Here is a 15,777-nt window from a genome sequence, read left to right as displayed (position 1 = left end):
CGCAGCATTCCCTGCGAGGCGTTTTATTTTTTCTGTCCAGACTACTGAAGACGTCCGTTCTGGCGCCAGCGTATTTCTTTTATTGACCGCGAGCACAGCGATAAAAGGACGGCGCAGATGATTGCGGCCATGACTGCGCCAAAAATCCAGCCTGAGCACACATCAATGGGATAATGCTTGGCAAGATAAAAGCGTGACCAGCCAACCAGCATCGGAAAGAGCCAGATACTCTTGCGGCAGGCAGGGAAAAAGAACGCCAGAAGCACGGCAACGCCCATTGAATTTGCGGCATGGGCCGAAGGAAAGGACGATCCTTTTTCCTTGGTCTGCACAAAATCCGCGGGGCGTTGCTGCCATTTCCCATCTTCATGGAAATACACGCTCGCCAGCGCATTCAGGGGACGCACACGCCCGACCTGGTTCTTAACGATATTTGTTCCACCATCTGCCATTCCAAGCAGGGCAAGGAGGGACAGCACAACAAGGACCTGATGGCGGCGGGGCCAGCCTCTCAGTCCAAAGAACAGCCCCACGAGGACCACACCCCACAAAAAAACCGGAGAAGAAAAGAGTGGAGCAAGGAAGTCGAAGGCCTGATTTCGTGTGTAGTGGAAAAATTCAAAAATCGTCTGGTCCCAAACCGGGGTGGCAAATGACATAGTCCGTCCTAATATCCAATGTTATCGTTAATCAGCACAACCTTGATGCGCTTTGCTGGCCAAGATTTTTCACTAATCAGCCAGTGGTTGCAAATGCGGTCAGGGCTGGAACAGTCCATACACTTCAGCGTCTTGGTGCATGGAGTTTTCCGCTTGAGGCGAATGCAGTTCATCGGGGCAACATAATTTTTGATGCGATCTTTTGCGGCCTCAACGTCGGTCACAATCTTGTTGGCGCTCACCATGACGATAACAGAACGGGGACCCCAGGCAATACCTGCGATGCGATTGCCCACACAGTCGAGGTTTACCAGCTCACCTTTTCTGGTCAGCGCGTTGGTGCCCGTCAGGAAAACATCAGAAAGCAGCGCTTCGCGGCGACGCTCCAGCACGCCGTCGTCGTGCAGGTAGGTGTCGATAAGCTCAAAGCGCTCATCTTTTTTCAAATCTTCGTAGACGCCAGAGTCAACAACCGTCATGGAGCCTCCAAAGCTCACAGTCTTGGCGTTTTCTTTTTCGGCCAGCTCAGGGAGAATCTCGTTCATAACGATATCGTGTGCGGCCTGAACGCTCTCTGCGACATAAACCTCAAAATTATTCTTCTCAAGTGCAGCCTTCACTTCTTCGGTACGCGCTGCAACAAACTGACTTTCTGGACTTGTCATCTTCTTTCTCCTTACGGGTAAAACCGGATATTCACTGCACTAGACCTGCCTCAGAAGGAATTTCTGGTCAAGGCAGTACCCGAAAGCATACCATGTCCTCCACAAGGGACAGGGGCAAAAATAAAAAATTTCCCCAGAGCCGGGGAAAGAGACTTTTTTGTAGAACCAGGCTCTTCAGAGCCAGATTTTGGCACATGTTCAAAACGGCAGACTCAGCACATCCCACCACGGCAGAACTCGCAATCAAACAGCGCAAGCAGCCTCAACATTGACACTTTTTTTCCCGCCTTCCCATTCTTTACGCATCAGAACACAAAAAGGTGACGCATTTTCCATGCACTTCCAAGCCTTTTGCGGTATGAAGAAAAGAGCGGTGTGTGCTCGCGACAACGCAGAGCACAGAAAATGCCCCGTGATACGTTTTTATTGTCATTTTTACGACTAAACGGAAGAGTCCGAGATGCCCCGGTTGCGACTTGACATCACCCCCGTGTTCAGGCACATAGCGCGTCTTGCATCATATAAATTTATGGCAAATGAGCCGCATCCTGTGCCGCATCCCCCGCAGAGGCTGCGGCATGACATGTGCTGCGAAGTCCCGTACAACTTGACTTTCGCAGACCTCGGGGGTACTTACCCTAGTTTAGCTTTGCCAAGGAGAAACCACAATGAAAAGAACATATCAGCCGAGCAATACCAGACGCAAAAGAACCCACGGATTCCTCGTCCGTTCCAGTACCAAGAACGGTCGCGCTATCCTTCGCCGCAGACGCGCAAAGGGACGCAAAAGATTAGCAGTCTAACGTTCCCGCGCCAGCATCGTCTACTTCGGCGCCCGGACTTTTTAGCTTGCTACGAGCGAGGCCGGCGGTATCATTCGCGGAATTTTATTCTGTTCGCGCTCCCAAACGGGAACCCCGATGGGGTTTGGCGCGCTGGCTTCGCCGTAAGCAAGAAAGTTGGATGCGCTGTTAGACGCAATCGCACGAAACGCCTCCTGCGGGAATTTTTCCGGCTGCATCAGGACGTCATCAACGCAAATGTTGATTTTGTCGTGGTCCCCAAAAGACACGTTAATCCTTTGCAGCTGACCTTCCAAACCGTCCGGGATGAATTGCTTCCACAATTGACACGCGCTCTCAAAGCGTCTGGCGCTTCGTCAAAAAGCAGTTCCCGACAGCACTAATCATGCGCACGATACTTATTTTCCTCATTCGCGCGTATCAGCGCTTCATTTCCCCGCTTTTCCCCCCGTCCTGCAGGTTTGTGCCGACATGTTCTTCCTACGCCCTTGAAGCTCTCCAGGTACATGGTCTCTTCAAGGGAAGTCTTCTGGCAGCCTGGCGCATTCTCCGCTGCCACCCCTTCTGCAAAGGTGGCTACGATCCTGTGCCACCCCGGAGGCAGCCAGGCCCCCCGGTATCATCAAAACGCCATCATGTAGCAGGTACTTTCAATGGATAACAAGAGAGTCTTTCTTGCAGTCGGTCTGTCCATGATCGTGCTTCTGGCGTGGAGCTACTTCTTCGCACCAAAGCCGAGTGAGCAGCCCGTCAGCACGGAACAGGCCCAGTCCGAAACCGTTTCTGCACCTAACAGCGCAGAAAGCACTACTGCACAGCCAGCATCTGCACCGGCCGCCTTTGTGGCACAGTCCGGCCAGAGCGTGACCGTGGACACTCCCCTGTACAAGGCCGTGTTCAACTCCGCTGGCGGCATCCTGACCTCATTTGAACTCAAAAATTATCGCGAGACTATCGCAGCAGATTCCAAACCCGTTAACCTGATCTCTCAGGAAGCTATCGGACGCGGTCCCCTCGGACTGCTCTGGAACGGAAAAGGAACCTGGCGCGAAGCTCAGTGGGCTGCACCCACCACGAGCACGCTTGCCCTCTCCGGAGAGGAAGCTGGTTCTCTGACCTTTACCGGTCAGGTCAATGGTCTGCGCATCACCCGTACTTTCAAGTTTGAAGCAGACAGCTATTTCATCGATGAAAAAGTCAACCTGCTCAACACTGCGAACGTCCCTCAGTCCGGTCGCCTCGGCTTTACCGTCGCTTCCGAAGCACTGACGTCCAAAGACGACCGCTACAACCAGACCCGAATTTCCTACATGACTGCCGACGGCGTCGACAACGAGAAGGACACTGACGACCTCGAACAGGGTCTCAAGTTCTCCGACGGCGTCAAATGGGGTGCTGTCCAGAGTAACTACTTTGTGCTCGCCCTCGCCCCGCAGTCCGGTGACCTCACCCTGCGTGCCAACTACCAGAACGGTCTCTACCGTGTTCAGGCTGATAAAGATAACCTCACCATCGCCCCGAACACCCAGACGAACGTTCAGGCTGGCTACTACTTCGGTCCCGTCACCGATAAATACCTTGCCGATGCTCCTAACCAGCTCGGCAAAATCGTGACCTACGGATTCTTCGACATCCTGTCGAAACCGCTTCTGACCCTGCTGCGCTTCTTCCACAACTATGTTGGAAACTGGGGCGTCGCTATCATCCTGCTGACCATCCTCATCAAGGGTGTTTTCTGGCCGCTCTCTCACAAGAGCTACAAGTCCATGAACTCCATGAAGAAGATCCAGCCCCTCATGGCAAAAGTCCGTGAGCAGTACAAGGATGACCGTCAGAAAATGAATGAGGAAATGATGCGCCTCTACAAGACCTACAAGGTCAACCCCGCTGGCGGCTGTCTGCCGATGCTCGTGCAGATTCCCGTGTTCTTCGGCCTGTATCAGGCCCTGCTGGGTGCAATCGAACTGCGTCATGCCCCGTTCATCTCTCACGTGCCTTTCACGGACATTATCTGGCTTGCAGACTTGTCCACCAAGGACCCCTTCTATGTCACTCCCGTTATCATGGGTCTGACGATGTTCCTGCAGCAGAAGATGACTCCTTCCCCGGGTGACCCCACCCAGGCAAAGATGATGCTTCTTATGCCCGTGATTTTCACGTTCCTGTTCCTTAACTTCCCCGCAGGACTGGTCGTCTACTGGCTCGTTAACAACGTCCTCTCCATTGCTCAGCAGTGGATGATGTTGCGCAAGGCCTAGTCCATACTGGATACTACTCAGGGGGGTGTTTTTTCACCCCCCTGCTTTTTTCCGGTTCGGTCGACCGGTCACCAATACCAGGAGACCACATGAAGGAATTCAAGGAGTTCGAAGCTAAAACTGTTGACGCTGCCATCGACGCAGCCTGTCGCCACTACGGTGTCGAACGAAGCAAACTCGAAATCGAAATCCTCCGCGGCGAAAGCACCGGTATCTTCGGTTTCGGAAAGAAAAACGCCCTCGTTCAGGCACGCCGAAGAGCATCTGCCCTCGCTTCATCATCCATTCTCGATGATGACTTTCTTCGCAATACCTTCAAGCGACCCAGCTTCTCAAAAAACAACTCAGAAAAACACGATTCCCCCCCCGATTCCGCCCCCTCCACCGGGCACTCCCCTTCCCCCGCTCATGAGGAAACAGCTCAGGCCTCTACGCCTGAACCTCAGACCCCTGCGGCTCCTCCCAAACCCGCCGCAAAAGCTCCTCAGGAACCCAAAAAGCCCGCTACCCAGCGAGATTCTGCCCCAGCCCCTTCTGCGCAAACGACCGCTCCACAGCAGCCAACGCCCCAGAAAGCCCAGCAGAAACCCTCTCAGCGCGCTTCTCACTTCCCTTCAAAGGAAGCTCTCGAACCTGTCGTTACTGACGCCCTGCGCGTCCTTCTCCAGCCCCTGACTTCGCAGTGCAAGCTCAGCTTCTCCCTCGAAGGAACACGCGTCAAAGTCAGGATCGAAAACGAAGACGACCCCGAACTCCTCATCGGTCGCGAAGGCCAGACCATTGCCGCCCTTCAGTATATTCTGAACCGCATCGTCTCCCGGCACTTCGAAACCACTGTTCAGGTCCATCTCGATACAGCAAATTACCGCGACAGGCAGGATGAAGAAATCCGCGACATGGCTCTGTCTCTCGGCTCAAAAGCAAAACGCTCCGGCCGGACACACAGCACTCGTGCACTCTCTTCCTATCATCGCCGAATCGTTCATCTCGCGCTTCAGGATGACCCGGAGCTTCAGACAAACTCCATCGGTGAAGGACCACTTAAACGCGTCCTCATCGAACCTACGACTCGAAAACGTCGCAAGCCTCGGCGATAGAGCTTACGAGACTTCGTCTCGTGCTCTGCAAGGGGCGCAGTTTTATTGGGGCGCTGCCCCAAACCCTGCAAGGGGCGCTGCCCCTTGACCCCGCCCAAGGACGAGGCCCTTGGGAATCCCACTTTCGCCCGAAATAAAAGGGGCCGGATGAGTGAAAGCCTTTGGCTTTCCCCTTCATCCGGCCCCTTTTTTTCGGCCTAATTAACTGGGCGTGTTTTCTTTTTCTTTGCGCTCCACCCCTTTCTTTTTGAACGTGAGCGTTCAAAAAGAAAATGATGGCGAACGCACGAGAAAGAGAAAGAAACTCTTTACGCCATTCTCACCCAAGTTTGAATTTCATTCACGCGAAGCGTGGATGGAATTCAAACTCGATGAGGATACGTAAGGGAATCATTCCCTTACGCGGGGGTTTGGGGGCTGGCCCCCAATCTCTTCTCCCCCACCCATCAGCATTACCGCACTGGGGCTAGCCCCTCAATAGCTTTACTCAACTTTAACCGGGAGAAAGCTCATTTGCTGAAAGGAGTCGATAAGGGCTTTTCCGGTGCGGGTAACACGTGGGTCTTCTCGTCCGGGGACGAGGGAAGTAATGCTGACGCGGCCGATAACGAGGCGTCCTTCTTCACCGGAGCGGGAGCGCGTAGCGAGGCCCCACATAGCGTGATACATAAGCGGGACGCCATCCTTTTCGCCAATGTAGAGCATAATGTGCCCAGGCTTCCAAAAGAGGGTCATCCACGGGATAGCTTTTTCTTTGATAAGGGCGAGCTTTTCAGAGCGCTCAAGCCCCTCAAAAGAGATGGAAGAGACAGTGGACTTCGCCTGCTGAAACGAGTTGCGAGGGAGCCTGATGCCAAAGGGGAGATAAAGGTCCATGAGGAGGGAAGAGCAGTCGCGGTTCTGATAGAGACCGCCCCAGCCATAGCGCTGCCCAATCATACTGTCTGCGAGCTGAGAAAGATGGCGTTCTGTTAACGCGTAAGGAAAATGCTGCACAGACATGGGCGGAGCCTGAACCTGAACCACAGAGGCCTGATGACTCGCGTCAGGCACAACGAGTAAAAGCTTGCCGTCCACCTCTGGCATGAGCATGCCTATGCGCGCGGACCCGCGATACAGGTTGTAGACGTCGGTAAGCGGAGAATTATCGACTATGACGGCGGAGAGGTCAGAGCTTTCGAGACGACGCTGGAGCGAGGGGGAAACCTGCACAATGTCCTCAGCAGGCAACCATCCCGCTGCATAATGCGTTTCAGCAAGGAGCCATGCCCCATCCTGAGAAATATGAGAAATGTAGACGGGAGTCTGCGACCAGACGCCGGTGTTCTGCAAAAGGTCAAAGGGCCAGCCCTGCCCTGCTTTGCGAAAATCGCGAAATGCGGGATGCCGGGTTGGGAAAAGGCGAAGCGCGGTGTTGCGGATGGTGATCGCGGCAAAACCGGAATTGGGGAATGAACGAAGCTGCGACCGAAGTTCAAGCTTCTGCTTCCAGGCAGAGCTGTAAGGGCGCATGTCTTCGCCATAAAAGACGCTTGGGTCAACCCGCTTCAAATACTGCGGGATGTCGTAAGCAGCAGCACCGGGAGTACTCCTGTGCCACGGAGAAAACCACATGCGCCGCATGTACTGAGCCTGCTCAGCAGCCTGATCAGGAGTCAAAAGCTCGCTGTTCCCACCAAGGGGATCAATGTAGGAATTGGTGAGCTGAGAATAGGTGCTCAAGTCCTCAATAGGCAGAGAAGCCTGAGGGGAGAGACGCTGGCCAGACACACAGCCTGTCAGATGAAGGCAGAAGCCCAGCACGGCAACCACAGCCAAAATGTGGAGCGCCTTGCGCTGCGTACGCAAAAAAATGTTCATTCTTGTAGGATACGCAGCAGAAAGACTCTTTGCAATCCCGAAAAGGCTAAAGCGCTGTGAGACCTGAACGTATGGCGACGAACTGCTCCCGCAAAAGAGGGAGAGACTGCGCACCAACAATGCGCTGCCCATCGTCGAGGAGGAAAGTGGGGGCCACCTGAATGTCGCGAGCTTTGGCTTCTTTTTTGACGTCAGCAAGCCGGACTTCATAGCGTCCATCCTGCACAGCCTGAATCATGCGAACGGGATCAAGCCCACAATCACTCGCGCATTCCTTGAGAACTGCGTCGCTGGAAATATCGCGGTCTTCGGTAAAATAGGCGACATACACCCGCTGATGAAAGGCATGAAAGGCACCATTGTCGCGAGCAAATTCACCTGCCAGCAATGCCTTGTGCGAGTTCCGGCTCTTGTGCATAGGGGCATAATGAATGCCAAGCTCTTCACCACGAGAATTCAGCGTGCGAACAAAGCCATCAAGCTCTTCCTGCAAATACTTGTCGAGCAGCTCACTGCCCTGCTCTGGAATCTCTGGATGAAGTTCAAGGGGGAGCCACTCATCCTGAAAATCCAGCTCTTCCCGAAGCTTGGCAATAATGCGTGAACCCAGCCAGCAAAAGGGACAGTTGAAGTCAGAAAAAATACGAATGCGCATTGCCACTCCAGAAAAAGGCGGCCAGTTTCCCGGCCGCCTGAGATACGTTCTTACTTCTTGCGAATCTCGTCTCCGATGGAGAACGCTTTGCCAAGGAACTTGCCAATTCCATAGTAATGGCGAGAACCTGGGCCAAAGACCACAGGCTTCAGCTTGTCGGTATCCAGATGACCGTTCAGGTCAAGTAACTCTTCCTGAACCTTCACGTCCTGAATCTCACCCACAAACAGGGTGTGCAGGCCAACTTCAACAGTATGAACAAGCTTGCACTCCAGCACCATCGGGAAATCCGTGATGATAGGTGCATAGACCAGCTCGCTGGGGATGGTGCTCAGACCAGCCTTGGCAAACTTGTCTTCGTCACGGCCAGAGGCCATGCCGAGGTAGTCAGCTTCCTTCACGAACTCTTCGGAAGGGATGTTCACAGTGAAAGCCTTCTGCGCAATGACAGCGTGGTGCGAATAGGTCGCAGAACGAAGGGAAACGGAAACGCACGGAGGCTTGGAGCAGCACAGACCAGCCCATGCGGCCAGCATAGCGTTAGGCTTGCCGTTTTCATCATAGGTGCCAACTGCCCATGCAGGGGCAGGGAAAGCCAGTGTCTTGGCTCCGAGAGATTTCAACATGAGACTCATTTCCTTTGGCGAATAGTTCGCCTAGTCTTTCTTTTTGAGCGCTTTTCCCACGCTCCAGCAGTCTGCGACAGGCTCCCCAAGAGAGAAGTATTTCTTGGATGCCATGTCAAAAAGCAGCGGCTGCACCTTGGTAATATCGATGTCTTTGCCATCGAGTACCGCAGGATCAACGTGAGTACGCTTCACTTCACCAATAAAAATATCATGGCTCTTGAGGTCGACGACATCATGCACCGTGCACTCCATGCACACAGGGCACTGCTTAATCATGGGTGCAAACGATGTTTCGCCATAAAACACGTCAAAGAGCTGCGATTTATCCGTGTTCTTGCCAGAGACAAGCCCACAGTAATCTGTGATTTCAACCATCTTTTGCGAGGGGACGCACACGCTAAACGCCTGATGATCGTGAATTCCCTTGTTGGTGTGGTGCACCTTGGCAAGGGCAATCGTCAGATACGGATTCTTGCTGTGTTTCAGGATTCCAACATGTGCTACCGCTATAAAATTCTCACGCCCGTTAACAACCGCTCCAACAAGCGTCGTCAGCGAAGGGTATAAGGCGTTCAGTGCTCCTATCTGTTCTTTCACGACAGTGAACTCCTCTTTATGCGATGTCAGTTATGGAAAAAATCCAAGTCCGATATGCTCAGAAAACACAGTCTCTCACCACAGAGGATGAGCTGTGAACGGTATATATCATACCAAAGTCCTAAACAAAGGCCGAACAAGGAAATGTCACCCACTCGTCCCATTCAGCAGTACAGGGCCTGCGCAGAGACGGCGAATTCTTTGCGGGTACTGTGCGCGTAGATCGCATTTTTTGCAAGGCCCTTTGTGTTTTTCCCCAAGCTCTTACCAGCGGTCCAGATGGATTCTGTCCTCACGAAAGCGGTCGACGGTACGAGACGGCTGATCAGGCACACCAATGGGAATAAGAGACAGCGGGACAACGCTTTCTGGCAGTTTGAACATTTCAGAAGCGCCTTTCATGCGGTCTTCCATCGGATAGATGCCGCACCACACAGCCCCAAGCTCCATGCCGCGGGCTGCCAGCAAAATATTCAGAGTCGCAGCCGAGCAGTCCTGCGGCCAGTAATCCTTGTACTTTTCGAGACTCTTGTCTGCGCAGACAATAATCGCCAAAGACGCCTTGCGCAGCATTTTCGAATACGGGTGCCACCCTTCGATAGCGGTCAGAATCTCACGATCGCGCACCACAATAAAATGCCACGGCTGCTGATTGCCAGCACTCGGAGCATCCATTGCAGCTTTCAAAAGCTCCTGAACCTGCTCATCAGAAACATCTTCACCGGTAAATTTACGAATACTTCTGCGGGTATGCAGTGTTTCAAAAATATCCATAACAGCTCCTTTCCTTGAATTCAGTGGTGCATTTACAGAATCATGGTTTTGGAATAAAGCTTTCCAAAAGGCAAGTAGACACTTTATTGAAAGTCAGTTTCTTTTTGAAACCATGAATTCTCTTTCAAGACTGACAAGTATACCCTACTTTCCTGTTTTTCGGCTCCACTTTCGTGTCAGCAAGGAGATTTTTCCATGAAAACAGTTGAACAGCCCTGCCAGCTCAAGCGCTGTGGCGACAAAGAATATTTTTGCAACTTCGAGCTTGCCCTGCAAATTATTGGTGGCAAGTGGAAGCCCCTTATTCTGTTCAAGCTGCACAAAAATGGTGTGCTTCGCTTCGGCGAACTTCGCCGCACCATGCCCAAAATCACACAAAAAATGCTCACCCAGCAACTCCGGGAGCTGGAGCACGACAGCATGGTCCACAGGCAGGTCTATGCGCAGGTTCCGCCCAAGGTTGAATATTCTCTCACGGAGGTGGGACGAAGCTTTATTCCGATTCTGGAAGGCATGTGTGACTGGGGGAAGCTGTATGAAGAACGCTTTGGTTCTTCTGCCGCAGAAGAACAGCACGAAGAGCTGGAACACCTCGCTCTCGCATAAAAAAAGGCGCCACACAGGGCGCCTTTCTTGTTGTCATTATTTGCCGATACAAAAATCGCTAAAGATCGAGTTGAGCACATCCGCCGAGGCAATCTCGCCGGTAATCTCGCCCATGATGTCGCAGACCGTTTCCAGCCTGACCCCAAGCAGATCATATGGAATCTCCGCTCGAATATCTGTGGCCAGCGCTTCCAGCTCAGCCACAGCGCTTTCCATTGCCTGCGACTGTCGCAGGTTCGGCACCAGCTCACCCGCATCAGGCTCGCCACTGCGCCCCACAATCCGCTCCCGGATTGCCACGCACAGCGCATCGACGCCAGCGCCAGAGCGAGCAGAAATTTCTACGCACTGATATCCAGCACGCTCGAACCACCCCGCATCAACAGCCTCGGCGCTCTCGCCGTGTCCATTTTCATCAAACAGATCAGACTTATTGAGTACGACCAGCACTCTTTCCGGTCCAAGGTCCTGCGCCAGCGATATGTCATCAGGAAGAATCTCGCGCGTCCGGTCAATCACCAGCAGCACAAGATCACCCTTCTGGGCCATATCCTTACTGCGCTCCAGACCGACGCGCTCTACCGTGTCCTCGGTCTCCCGAATGCCTGCGGTATCCACAAGGCGCACCGGCAAGCCGTCAATATTTACGGCCTCTTCAAGGTAATCACGCGTTGTCCCGGGGATGTCTGTCACGATAGCCCGATCACGGCCAAGCAAGGCATTCATCAGGCTCGATTTGCCTGCGTTGACCTGCCCGGCGAGCACGGTCAGCGCCCCCTCTCTCCAGCAGCGATCACGATGAAAATTCTTCAGCAGTGCGGCAATGGATTCTCCCACGCTTTGCGTCTCCTGCAAGAACTCTTCTGGAGACAGGCACTCGATTTCTTCATCAGGAAAGTCCACGGCAACGCAGAGCTGAGCACGCAGGTGTTCCAGCTTTGCCCGCAGCCCTGCTATCATTTCTCCCAAGGCTCCAGACAGCTTTGCCTGCGCAAGGGTCATGCCCGCGCGCGTTGGTGCAGCAATCATTTCGGCAACAGCTTCTGCCTGTGTCAGGTCCATACGACCATTCACAAAAGCCCGGTAGGTGAACTCTCCGGCCCCAGCAGCTCGTGCGCCGCTTGCCAACACAGCCTCAAGCACCGTGCGCACAACAACAGGCCCGCCGTGGCTTTGAAATTCCACAACATCTTCGCCAGAATACGAACCCGGTCCCGGCATGAACACCGCAAGGCATTCATCCAGCTTGGCTCCGTTTCGGTCATGCACCCACCCGTGATGCATGGTGTATGGCCGAAAATCAGAAAACGCCTCCCGAGACGAAACAAAAAGCTGTTTCGCAATCTCTTTGGCTCGCGATCCGCTCAGGCGAACAATGCCCACGCCACCGCTTCCGAGCGGCGTTGCAATGGCCGCAATTGTGTCTTTCAATGAATGATTTTGCTGCATGGCTGCTCTATACGTCAGGCCTCACCCATTGCCAAGGGTTCACGCCCCGTGTGCTTCATCCTTTTTTTTCATCAAAACATGGAGATCAATGCTAATCAGATCAAAAACAAGGTGATAGCCCAGCCGGGCAAACAGTCGCCCAGAGCCGTACACCACGCCCCACTGGGTTCGGTCAAAATCAAAGTTGGCCGCAATGGACACGTTTCGCTCTTCGAGGTTTGACACCGTTGCCAGAAGTGGCAGCGGCAAGCGTTCTCCACGAAGCTCCAGCTCGCCCCGAATTTCATAGTTTGGCATTCCAGGGCTTGCGCCTTCGACAGGGCTGGCTCCAGAAATATGGTATCGCGCTTCCGGAAATTCATCGGCAAAGAAAAAATCATCTGACAGCAAGTGCAGAATCAGCAAATTTTTCAGGCTCTCGTCCTCAAGGTCTGTATTGCGCATTGTGTTCAGCGGGATTGTAAAAGATCCCGTCAATCCACCATCCCGGACATCAATTTGCCCACGCGACGCCCGGAGAGTCCCGGTATGCACACTTTTTGCGTTTCGCCCAGCCCAGTGGATCAGACTTTGTGAACGGCTCAGCTCATACTGCCCATTAAACAGCAGCAGCCCTTCCTCTTTTGGAATGCGTTCTGTCCCCGTCGTCTCAAGGCCTTTTTCCACCCAGCCCCACAGACCTCCCGCCAGTATCCACACATTGCGGAAGCCTTGTCTATCCAGCTTTTCCGCCGCAATCACTGCGTCCCGTCCGTCCTCGCTCTCGCCGTACAGCACAACTCGCGACTCAGAACTTTCCACAAGCTCCAGCACCATCTCAACGAATTCCATATCAAAAACACATGCGTTTTCCGCTTCGGGAATTCGTTTCGCCTGGTGCAGCTCTGGCAAAAGCACATCAACCAGTGTAAATTCCTCGCCCGTCGAGCGCCACTTTTGCAACTCTTCCGCGCTGAGCCTTTGGAATCTCTTTTTCATGGCTTGCCTCCTTCACCCTACATTCTACACATTTCCCTCCCTTCCTTCATGTAAAAAGCACTCCCCCCTCTCCGCCCTCCCTTTCGGATTATTTCAGTTCGTCAGTGACACGATAAAAAAAAAGGTGTACGCCTAAAGCTATCTGCAACAGGCAGCCCTCTGCCCTATTTTTCATCACAAGGAGAGACGGTTATGTGTAAGAACTGCGGCTGCGGAAGCCACACGCACAGCAAGTATGAGCAGCTTATTCACGATCATGAGCAGTATCATGATCACTCCCATCCACACACCCATGAGCACGATCATGAGCATCCTCACACGCATACGCACGATCATGTTCACAGCTGCGACGCTCACTCTCATCCACACACTCACGAGCATTCACACGACCACGACCATTCCCACCCTCACACTCACGAACATCATCACGACTAAGTGAGTGGGTTACGAGACTCCGTCTCGTGCTCTGCAAGGGGCGCAGTTTTATTGGGACGCTGTCCCAAACCCTGCAAGGGGTGCCGGGCGGGCGGGTGTTGTTTTTTATTGGGGCGCCGCCCCAAACCCTGCAAGGGGCGCCGCCCCTTGACCCCGCCCAAGGACGAGGCCCTTGGGAATCCCGATTTCGCCCGAAAAAAAGGGGCCGGATGAGTGAAAGCCTTTGGCTTTCCCCTTCATCCGGCCCCTTTTTTCGGCCTAATTAACTGGGTGTGTGTTCTTTTTCTTTGCGCCTCACCCCTTTCTTTCTGAACGCGAGCGTTCAGAAAGAAAATCGCGGCAGCTCGCAGAAGAGAAAAAAGCCGCTTTAAGCAGCCCCAACAAGTTTGAATTTCATTCACGCGAAGCGTGGAGGGAATTCAAACTCGATGAGGATACGTAAGGGAATCATTCCCTTACGCGGGGGTTTGGGGGCAGCGCCCCCAATCTTCCCCCACCCACCCATCCAGCACTTACGTGCTGGGCTGGCCCCGGTTCTCTCCCCTCCCGCCCATCCAGCCCTCGCGGGCTGGGGCAGGCCCCCAATCTTCCCCCCTCCACCCATTCAGCGCTACCGAGCTGGGTAAAATCTGTTCATATAAATGGGCAATCGACAAAATTGAAAAAAGGAGTTGACAGCAAAGTGCAGGGTGTCGTAGCAGGTTTTCAACGGTTTTTGAAAAAGAGCCTCACGTGACTGGCGAGAAAATGTGGGATTACCACAGGGAAGCGTGAGAGCAACAATAGCCGCTCGCCTGGGCTGTATCCTGAGTTCTTTCAGGGTACCGACACGAAACTTTCATTTTATGACAGATGAGAGAGCGTGGGGAATGCCCGTGACCTATCTTGAACTTCTCCAGAAAAATGACTCCGCAGTGTATGATGCGATTGAGGGCGAAAAGAATCGTCAGCGTCTTGGCGTGGAGTTAATCCCTTCTGAAAATTACACATATCCTGAAGTGTTGAGCGCACTTGGCAGCGTATTTACGAACAAATACGCCGAGGGATATCCTGGTCGCCGTTACTATGGTGGCCAACAATACACCGACATTATCGAGGATCTAGCTCGGGAGCGTGCGAAGCAGGTATTTCGCTGTGAGCATGCAAACGTGCAGCCGCTTTCTGGCTCTCCGATGAACCAGGCCGTATACCTTGGTTTACTGGAGCCGGGCGACACGATTCTTGCGATGGATCTTTCTCATGGGGGACACCTGACGCATGGCGCGCCGGTATCTCACATGGGTCGCATCTTCAATTTTGAGCGTTACAAGACGAACCCTGCTGACGGTTCTATTGATTACGACGAGCTTTTGGAGATTGCGAAGAGAACCCAGCCGAAGCTGGTGTTGTGTGGTTACACTTCCTATCCCAGAGACATTGACTACGACGCGTTTAAACGGATTGCCGATGAGGTCGGGGCAATTACGATGGTTGACGCATCGCATTTTGCGGGACTGGTAGCAGGTGGTGTGCTGGAGAACCCATTTGATCATGGGTTTGACATCATGACCACGACCACACACAAATCTCTTCGTGGTCCACGCGGAGGAATGGTGTTGTGCCGGAAGGAATTTGCGGCAAAGATCGACAAGTCTGTTTTCCCTGGTTTGCAGGGCGGCCCGCACATGAACAGCATTGCGGGCATCGCCATCACCTTAGGGAAGGCACTTGAGCCTGAGTTCAAAGATTACGCTGAGCAGGTACTGCTGAACGCGAAAGCTCTGGCGCAGGCATTTATTGAGCGAGGAGTGACGCTTGTAACTGGCGGAACAGATAATCACATGATTGTTGTTGATACTGAAGCGAGCTTTGGCATTGACGGTCGTGTTGCGGAAGAGATTCTCGACACCATTTCGATCACTGTGAACAAGCAGATCATTCCAGATGACCCGAATCCTCCGTTACGTCCGAGCGGAATCCGCATGGGTAGCCCTGCGGCGACGGCGCGGGGGATGAAGGAAGAGCACATGAAAACTCTCGCCGGTTGGATGACCGTGGCCCTGCAGGACCCGACCAACCAGGCCCTGCACAAGTCCATTCGGAGCGAAGTGGAAAACTTGTGCAGGACGTTCCCGGTACCGGGGATAGACTAACCCTCCACCTCTTGGTACCGAAATGCGCCGTCCGCGGGTTGAGCGGCCTGCGGGCGGCGCTTTCCATTCTCTCTCCGATTCAGAAAGTGAAGCAAAACGTCCATTTTGCTGGTCCGTCCCTCCAAGACTTTGGACCAAACAAAAAGGGACCCAAGCCTAAGGCTTGGGTCCCTTTTTGTT

Annotated in this window: 17 protein-coding genes and 1 riboswitch; of the genes, 8 read left to right on the top strand and 9 right to left on the bottom strand. The window is 53.4% G+C overall.

All coding sequences use genetic code 11. The annotated features are described in order from the left end of the window. Positions 1-41: 41 nt before the first annotated feature. Positions 42-659, bottom strand: coding sequence for a phosphatase PAP2 family protein (locus tag B5D23_RS00740; RefSeq protein WP_078683478.1), 618 nt, complete (start codon positions 657-659; stop codon positions 42-44). Positions 660-667: 8 nt separating this feature from the next. After that, positions 668-1,324 carry a lactate utilization protein gene (locus tag B5D23_RS00735; protein ID WP_078683477.1) on the bottom strand — a complete coding sequence of 219 codons (657 nt, stop codon included), beginning with the start codon at positions 1,322-1,324 and terminating at the stop codon, positions 668-670. A gap of 668 nt (positions 1,325-1,992) precedes the next feature. On the opposite strand from B5D23_RS00735, the gene rpmH reads away from it, so the two are divergent. From rpmH to B5D23_RS00710, 5 genes are all read left to right on the top strand, one after another. Beyond that, on the top strand, positions 1,993-2,127 hold the full coding sequence (gene rpmH, locus B5D23_RS00730; protein WP_078683879.1) for a 50S ribosomal protein L34: 135 nt from the start codon (positions 1,993-1,995) through the stop codon (positions 2,125-2,127). After that, the gene (gene rnpA, locus B5D23_RS00725; RefSeq protein WP_078683880.1) at positions 2,115-2,510 is read left to right on the top strand and encodes a ribonuclease P protein component; all 396 of its coding nucleotides are present in this window, start codon (positions 2,115-2,117) and stop codon (positions 2,508-2,510) included. Before rpmH ends, rnpA begins: the two co-directional genes overlap by 13 nt. 2 nt (positions 2,511-2,512) lie before the next feature. Then, positions 2,513-2,788 carry a membrane protein insertion efficiency factor YidD gene (yidD, locus tag B5D23_RS00720; RefSeq protein WP_078683476.1) on the top strand — a complete coding sequence of 92 codons (276 nt, stop codon included), beginning with the start codon at positions 2,513-2,515 and terminating at the stop codon, positions 2,786-2,788. Then, the gene (yidC, locus tag B5D23_RS00715; protein ID WP_078683475.1) at positions 2,781-4,385 is read left to right on the top strand and encodes a membrane protein insertase YidC; all 1,605 of its coding nucleotides are present in this window, start codon (positions 2,781-2,783) and stop codon (positions 4,383-4,385) included. The genes yidD and yidC overlap by 8 nt, the downstream gene beginning before the upstream one ends. Before the next feature lie 89 nt (positions 4,386-4,474). Next, on the top strand, positions 4,475-5,482 hold the full coding sequence (locus B5D23_RS00710; protein WP_078683474.1) for a Jag family protein: 1,008 nt from the start codon (positions 4,475-4,477) through the stop codon (positions 5,480-5,482). A gap of 483 nt (positions 5,483-5,965) precedes the next feature. Here B5D23_RS00710 and B5D23_RS00705 read toward each other — a convergent pair whose 3' ends face one another. The 5 genes from B5D23_RS00705 to B5D23_RS00685 form a co-directional block, all read right to left on the bottom strand. Next, positions 5,966-7,342 carry an SH3 domain-containing C40 family peptidase gene (locus B5D23_RS00705; RefSeq protein WP_159445863.1) on the bottom strand — a complete coding sequence of 459 codons (1,377 nt, stop codon included), beginning with the start codon at positions 7,340-7,342 and terminating at the stop codon, positions 5,966-5,968. A gap of 46 nt (positions 7,343-7,388) precedes the next feature. Continuing rightward, positions 7,389-7,997 carry a DsbA family oxidoreductase gene (locus tag B5D23_RS00700; RefSeq protein ID WP_078683472.1) on the bottom strand — a complete coding sequence of 203 codons (609 nt, stop codon included), beginning with the start codon at positions 7,995-7,997 and terminating at the stop codon, positions 7,389-7,391. A gap of 50 nt (positions 7,998-8,047) precedes the next feature. After that, positions 8,048-8,623 carry a flavin reductase family protein gene (locus B5D23_RS00695; RefSeq protein ID WP_078683471.1) on the bottom strand — a complete coding sequence of 192 codons (576 nt, stop codon included), beginning with the start codon at positions 8,621-8,623 and terminating at the stop codon, positions 8,048-8,050. 30 nt (positions 8,624-8,653) lie between these two features. Beyond that, complete coding sequence (locus B5D23_RS00690) at positions 8,654-9,223, bottom strand: flavin reductase family protein (RefSeq protein ID WP_078683470.1); 570 nt, start codon at positions 9,221-9,223, stop codon at positions 8,654-8,656. Positions 9,224-9,487: 264 nt separating this feature from the next. Continuing rightward, on the bottom strand, positions 9,488-9,997 hold the full coding sequence (locus tag B5D23_RS00685; protein WP_078683469.1) for a nitroreductase family protein: 510 nt from the start codon (positions 9,995-9,997) through the stop codon (positions 9,488-9,490). Positions 9,998-10,192: 195 nt separating this feature from the next. On the opposite strand from B5D23_RS00685, the gene B5D23_RS00680 reads away from it, so the two are divergent. Next, positions 10,193-10,603, top strand: coding sequence for a winged helix-turn-helix transcriptional regulator (locus tag B5D23_RS00680; protein ID WP_078683468.1), 411 nt, complete (start codon positions 10,193-10,195; stop codon positions 10,601-10,603). Positions 10,604-10,639: 36 nt separating this feature from the next. On the opposite strand, the gene mnmE is transcribed toward B5D23_RS00680, so the two are convergent. Both mnmE and B5D23_RS00670 read right to left on the bottom strand, forming a co-directional pair. Beyond that, complete coding sequence (gene mnmE / locus B5D23_RS00675) at positions 10,640-12,052, bottom strand: tRNA uridine-5-carboxymethylaminomethyl(34) synthesis GTPase MnmE (protein WP_078683467.1); 1,413 nt, start codon at positions 12,050-12,052, stop codon at positions 10,640-10,642. Between the two features lie 39 nt (positions 12,053-12,091). Beyond that, on the bottom strand, positions 12,092-13,030 hold the full coding sequence (locus tag B5D23_RS00670; RefSeq protein ID WP_078683466.1) for a YceI family protein: 939 nt from the start codon (positions 13,028-13,030) through the stop codon (positions 12,092-12,094). 192 nt (positions 13,031-13,222) lie between these two features. Here B5D23_RS00670 and B5D23_RS14875 point away from each other — a divergent pair, with 192 nt between their 5' ends. Together B5D23_RS14875 and glyA are read left to right on the top strand one after the other, a co-directional pair. Then, a complete protein-coding gene (locus B5D23_RS14875) occupies positions 13,223-13,465 on the top strand; it encodes a hypothetical protein (RefSeq protein ID WP_144012498.1) in 243 nt (80 codons plus the stop codon). A gap of 722 nt (positions 13,466-14,187) precedes the next feature. Then, positions 14,188-14,272: riboswitch (ZMP/ZTP riboswitch) on the top strand. A gap of 38 nt (positions 14,273-14,310) precedes the next feature. After that, positions 14,311-15,597, top strand: coding sequence for a serine hydroxymethyltransferase (glyA, locus tag B5D23_RS00655; protein WP_233813532.1), 1,287 nt, complete (start codon positions 14,311-14,313; stop codon positions 15,595-15,597). The last annotated feature ends 180 nt before the right edge of the window (positions 15,598-15,777 follow it).

It is taken from the genome of Desulfobaculum bizertense DSM 18034, assembly GCF_900167065.1.
Classification (GTDB): domain Bacteria; phylum Desulfobacterota; class Desulfovibrionia; order Desulfovibrionales; family Desulfovibrionaceae; genus Desulfobaculum; species Desulfobaculum bizertense.
Note: the sequence above shows the minus strand (reverse complement) of the source record. Positions and strands in the feature narration are given on the sequence as shown.